Annotated in this window: 5 protein-coding genes; 2 read left to right on the top strand and 3 right to left on the bottom strand. The window is 58.4% G+C overall.

Going from position 1 to position 4,704, the window contains the following annotated elements; all coding sequences use genetic code 11:
- Positions 1–1,085, top strand: a 1,085-nt coding sequence (locus AAAB35_RS28250) for an FAD-binding oxidoreductase (RefSeq protein WP_340671651.1), incomplete at its 5' end; no start/stop codon positions are given.
- Positions 1,086–1,552: 467 nt separating this feature from the next.
- On the opposite strand, the gene AAAB35_RS28245 is transcribed toward AAAB35_RS28250, so the two are convergent.
- The 3 genes from AAAB35_RS28245 to AAAB35_RS28235 all read right to left on the bottom strand — a co-directional run bounded on the left by AAAB35_RS28245 (position 1,553) and on the right by AAAB35_RS28235 (position 3,324).
- Positions 1,553–2,422 (bottom strand): alpha/beta hydrolase, encoded by an 870-nt coding sequence (locus tag AAAB35_RS28245; protein WP_340671650.1) that lies wholly within the window; start codon positions 2,420–2,422, stop codon positions 1,553–1,555.
- A 120-nt stretch (positions 2,423–2,542) separates the two neighbouring features.
- Positions 2,543–3,151, bottom strand: a complete 609-nt coding sequence (locus AAAB35_RS28240; protein ID WP_340671649.1) for a TMEM175 family protein — start codon at positions 3,149–3,151, stop codon at positions 2,543–2,545.
- Between the two features lie 29 nt (positions 3,152–3,180).
- Complete coding sequence (locus AAAB35_RS28235) at positions 3,181–3,324, bottom strand: hypothetical protein (protein WP_340671648.1); 144 nt, start codon at positions 3,322–3,324, stop codon at positions 3,181–3,183.
- 368 nt (positions 3,325–3,692) lie between these two features.
- Between AAAB35_RS28235 and AAAB35_RS28230 the strand changes: the two genes are divergently transcribed.
- Positions 3,693–4,319 (top strand): ABATE domain-containing protein, encoded by a 627-nt coding sequence (locus AAAB35_RS28230; RefSeq protein ID WP_340671647.1) that lies wholly within the window; start codon positions 3,693–3,695, stop codon positions 4,317–4,319.
- Positions 4,320–4,704 lie beyond the last annotated feature (385 nt).

The following is a 4,704-nucleotide window of genomic DNA, read 5'->3' as shown; positions in this document are numbered from 1 at the left end:
CGGCCGCAGCCGCGCATCCGGTTGCGCCGGGGTTTCGGCCGCTCGTGGTCGCTGCGATCGATCGGGAGTGCGAGGATGTACTTTCGCTGACGATGAAGAGCGAGGACGACCAGCCGCTACCAGAAGCCTTGCCCGGCCAGTACATAGTTTTACGTCTTCAGCGGCCAGGCGGCAGCCCACCGCTTTTTCGCAGCTATTCACTTTCTGGTCCCGGCTCGACGGAATCCTATCGAATCAGCGTGAAGATCGAGCCCAACGGAGTGGCTGGGACCTATCTGCACGATCACGTTCGTGTCGGTGACGTTCTCGAGGTGAGCTCGCCGCGCGGAAGCTTCACCCTGCAATCCGGAGGGCAACCGGTCGTTCTGTTGAGTGCGGGAATCGGGGCGACGCCTGTTCTGGCGATGCTCCACGCGCTGGCGGTGCGCAGGTCGACACGGCAGGTCTTGTGGCTTCACGGGGCGCGCGATCGGCAGCACCATCCGTTTGTCGGTGAAATTCGCCGGCTAATGCCCGCGCTCAGCCACGGGCGTAGAGTCGTCTGTTACAGCAGGCCGGCGTCAAACGACAAGATGGGTGAGGATTTCGACGTCAAGGGGCACCTGTCACGACAGGTCCTCGAACAGGTTGGCGTCACACCGGACGCGGATGTCTACCTTTGCGGGCCAACGGGCTTCATGGCAAATATGAGGGAGGTCCTCGCGAGCTTGGGCGTTACGCCGGATCACATTCATTTCGAAATCTTTGAGGGCAGTGAGGCGCTCACGCCCGGAGTCGTTGGAGGCGCAACGCGGGCTCCGCATTTGCCCAAGGACGATGCCAGTACCGGTCCGCTGGTATCGTTCGCGCGCAGTGGCGTTGCCGCCCACTGGAACCCAACGACCTATCAGAGCATATTGGAGTTGGCTGAGGCCTGTGACGTGCCCGTCCGATGGTCCTGCCGTGCTGGCGTGTGCCATAATTGCGAGAGCGGACTGATCTCCGGTTCTGTCACCTACGAGCCTGATCCGCTCGATCGACCCGCAACGGGAAATCTCCTGATCTGCTGCTCCCGGCCACAGCAAGACGTCGTGATCGACCTTTGAGATGCGTCACGGGGTGGCGGCAGTGGAGTTCCCGGAATGTCATGCTCGGTAACCGCGTTCCTGCAAAGTCCAGGTATTACCATCCAGGTCGGGAAAGTCCGCGAAACTGGCATAGTCGCAACGCCGGGGATGAAGCCCAGCGCTCCACCCGCCGTTCCATGTTTCGACCGTGTCCTTGAGGACACCGCGGCTGATCAGCTGTGCCCGCTCAGCCGCGAGGTCAGTCGTAACAAGATACAAATTGTGCACCCTGCTAGGTGTATCCGCAACGACTACCTGCACCGAACATGCCGATCCCGGCGGATAAAAGTTGGACAACCCGGAACTCGGCGGTGGGATGATAATCAACATCCAGGGTGAAGCCGACCCGCTCGGTCACGCGCGAGCCGGATCGCAGTAGAACGACCGATACCCTGGCTCGCGCCTGTGACGATTGCCATCCGCTTCCGCATGATTAGCCTCCCATTTCATCGGTCGAAACTAGCGGGAGAGAGAAATTCGCGGATCGCCGCCGCGACGTCTGTGGCGTGGGTCTCCAGTGCAAAATGTCCGGTATCGAGGAAGCGGATATCGGCATCGGGGATATCGCGCTTGAATGCCTCTGCGCCAGGCGGCAGGAAGAAAGGATCATTCTTGCCCCAGACCGCAAGAAACCGCGGCAGGTATTCGCGGAAATATTGCTGAAAATCCGGGTAGAGAGCGATGTTGCTCTTATAGTCGCCGAACAGGTCGAGCTGGACCTCAGCCGCACCAGGGCGGGCAAGGTAGAAATTGTCGAGTGATAGGCCATCGGGCGACACCGTCGCCAGGTCGGTCACGCCGTGGGTATACTGCCAACGCGTCGCCTCCGGTGTTAGGAGGCTACGCAAGGCATCGCGGTTTTGCTTCGACGGATTTTGCCAGTAAGCCCGTATCGGATTCCACCCTTCGCTCAAGCCCTCCTCATAGGCGTTACCGTTCTGCGAGATTATGCCGGCGATGCGCTCGGGGTGCCGCATGGCGAGACGAAACCCGATCGGCGCGCCATAATCAAAGACATATACGGTGAAGCGCTTGACGCCGATGACCTCCGTAAAGCATTCTATCACTGTGGCAATGTTATCGAAGCTGTAGGTGAATTTATCGCGAGCGGGCATGTCCGACTGGCCAAAGCCGGGAAGGTCCGGTGCAACAACGCGGAACCTGTCGGCGAGAAGTGGAATCAGGTCCCGAAACATGTGTCCGGCGCTCGGGAACCCGTGCAGGAGAAGCAGTGTCGGAGCATCGGCCGGACCAGCCTCCCGATAGAAGATTTTAAGACCGTCCACATCGGCGGTCAGATATTTAATCGCGGTCATTGTGTTTCTCCTTATGAACGACATGGATCTTCCGGCTCGCGTCGAGCAGGTGTTCTCATAACTACTGATATAGCTATTGACGGGTTACTAAATTCCACCGCTTGAAGCAGAGCCTTTGCTCTACCGTCGGAGTTGCAGATTTCGCACTCTCGCATTGCTGACTGCCTCCGGCCGCACATAGAGAACCAGAGCACAGCAAATAAGGCCGAGTCCGAGCAGTGGCACGAACGGTGAGACCAGGGACGCTGCCGCGAATATCACGAGAGCCGCAATCGAGCGCCGGCGCGCAAGCCGGCGGGCCTCGTCGGACATCATGCTTGAATCAGCCTGTGCCAATATTTCTCGCTCGAACACCAGATAGGCTATTTCCACCAACACGAAGATGCCCGCATAAACAGCCACAGGAGCTGCTGCCAGATCCGAACGGGTCATCCAGGCAGTTGCAAACGGCAGTAACGACACGACAAACAAATGGGCGAAGTTGATCCAGATCAATCGCGGTGTCACCTCTTTTACAAAGCGTAGAAGGTGATGATGGTTCACCCAGATAATCGCGATAAAGAGATAACTTACGGCGTATCCGATCACCGTGGGCCACAGCGGCAACAAGGACTCGAAGGTCGAATCCTCTGGGGCTTTAAGTTCCAGAACCATGATGGTGATGATCACCGCCATCACCGCGTCCGAGAATGCCGCCAGCCGATCTGCTGTCGTTCTTTGCTCACTCATTAGTCGATCCTCCTTGGCAGCAGTGGTAGTCAGCCTGCGTCGTGGATCGCTTCTAAGATCACGTCGACGACAATGGCGGGGGCGGTGATGCCTGGCGTGTGATCGACCGGATGCGCCCTTACCCGCGTCTTCATGCGGTCCGCCATAAAGCGCTGCATGCCAACCGCAATCATGCGGTCGTCCTCCGCTAATATATACCAGCCTGGCAGGTTCCGCCACGAACGAGCGCCCACGGGGACGCTGATGCGGGGAACCGCAATCGGACGTTGCACCGCCGCCACAAAGGCAAGGGTGCCGCGACAGCTTTGATGTCTTGGGCCTGTGCAATCACACTTGCCCAGCTTGATCCATCCGCCCATGCGCCGTGCAAAAGCACCCCTATCATTTCCTCGAAACGCATTGCCACTCTCCTGAACGGTGGGTTGATAACCTGCCACACGACCATTGAGAGGTTACGCACTAAGAGGATAACTTGTCAACAGACATCGGAATGGTTACTTACAATCGCGTTGAAGGATTCGCTGCACCGGGAAGGACCCAAATGGAGCATCATCACCTGCCGCCGATTTTCATCGCCGATAGTCTGGGGCTGGATTTCTTGAACTCGGTTGCAACGCCGATTGATTCAGAAGTGGACTGGCTCGCAAGCGGTGATGGTCTTATCGATTGGCTGGCGCAGGCGGAGCTTGTTCCGGCAACGGTGATTGCTGAGATCAAAGCAAGCGCGATGCCCGGTGAGCTCGACAAGATCGCCCATCAGGCAAGAAATCTTCGCGAATGGTTCCGGCAGTTTGTCAGGGATCGGAAAGGAACCGCTCTGACCTGCGAGCATCTAAAGGAACTGGAATCCCTCAACAGGCTTCTCCGGCGCGACGAGGCATTCACTGAAATCGTTGGGGCTGAGGATGGCGGAGGCGCTCTCAAGACAGTGATGTCACGCCGCTGGCGGTCGCCTGAATCACTGCTTTTGCCGATCGCAGAATCTTTGGCCAGGTTTGTCTGCGAAGAAGACTTCTCAAGAGTGAAGGCCTGCGAAGGGCATGCTTGCACGCTCATGTTCGTTGATCGCACGCGACGGAAGTCGCGGCGATGGTGCAGCATGGCGATTTGTGGCAACAGGGCAAAACAGGCGGCCCATCGCCTGCGGTCAAGAAGCGACGAGGCCTGAAACGGCCGTGAAGTTCCGGAGCCTTGCGAGGCTGCGGATATCTCGGTTCCATCGTTTGGTGTGCAGAGGGCCATATGCAGGCCTCGCCAGTTCAGGCCCTGAGCTGCTACGTGTTGCGAGTTACTTGGCTGGCGGCGAGCGCGAATCTCCTCGCATCGGGCCGAAGCTCTGCTGGAGTTTTGGCTCCCTGCCGGACCTAAGCTCAGTCGAACCTTAGAGCCACCCCTTAGGCCCTCAAGGAGGGCAGTTCCCATTACGTATCCGTTGTAGGCAAATGATGTCATTTGCCTACAACCCAGCAGTCACCGCACCAACGCCCGTATGGCGGTTCCACTTCGCATGGATCCGATCTCGACCTTAGCCGTCCTCGCGAAGACGGACGCAA

It is taken from the genome of Phyllobacterium sp. (assembly GCF_037994425.1).
GTDB lineage: Bacteria > Pseudomonadota > Alphaproteobacteria > Rhizobiales > Rhizobiaceae > Phyllobacterium.
This window is presented reverse-complemented; position numbering and strand designations above follow the sequence as displayed.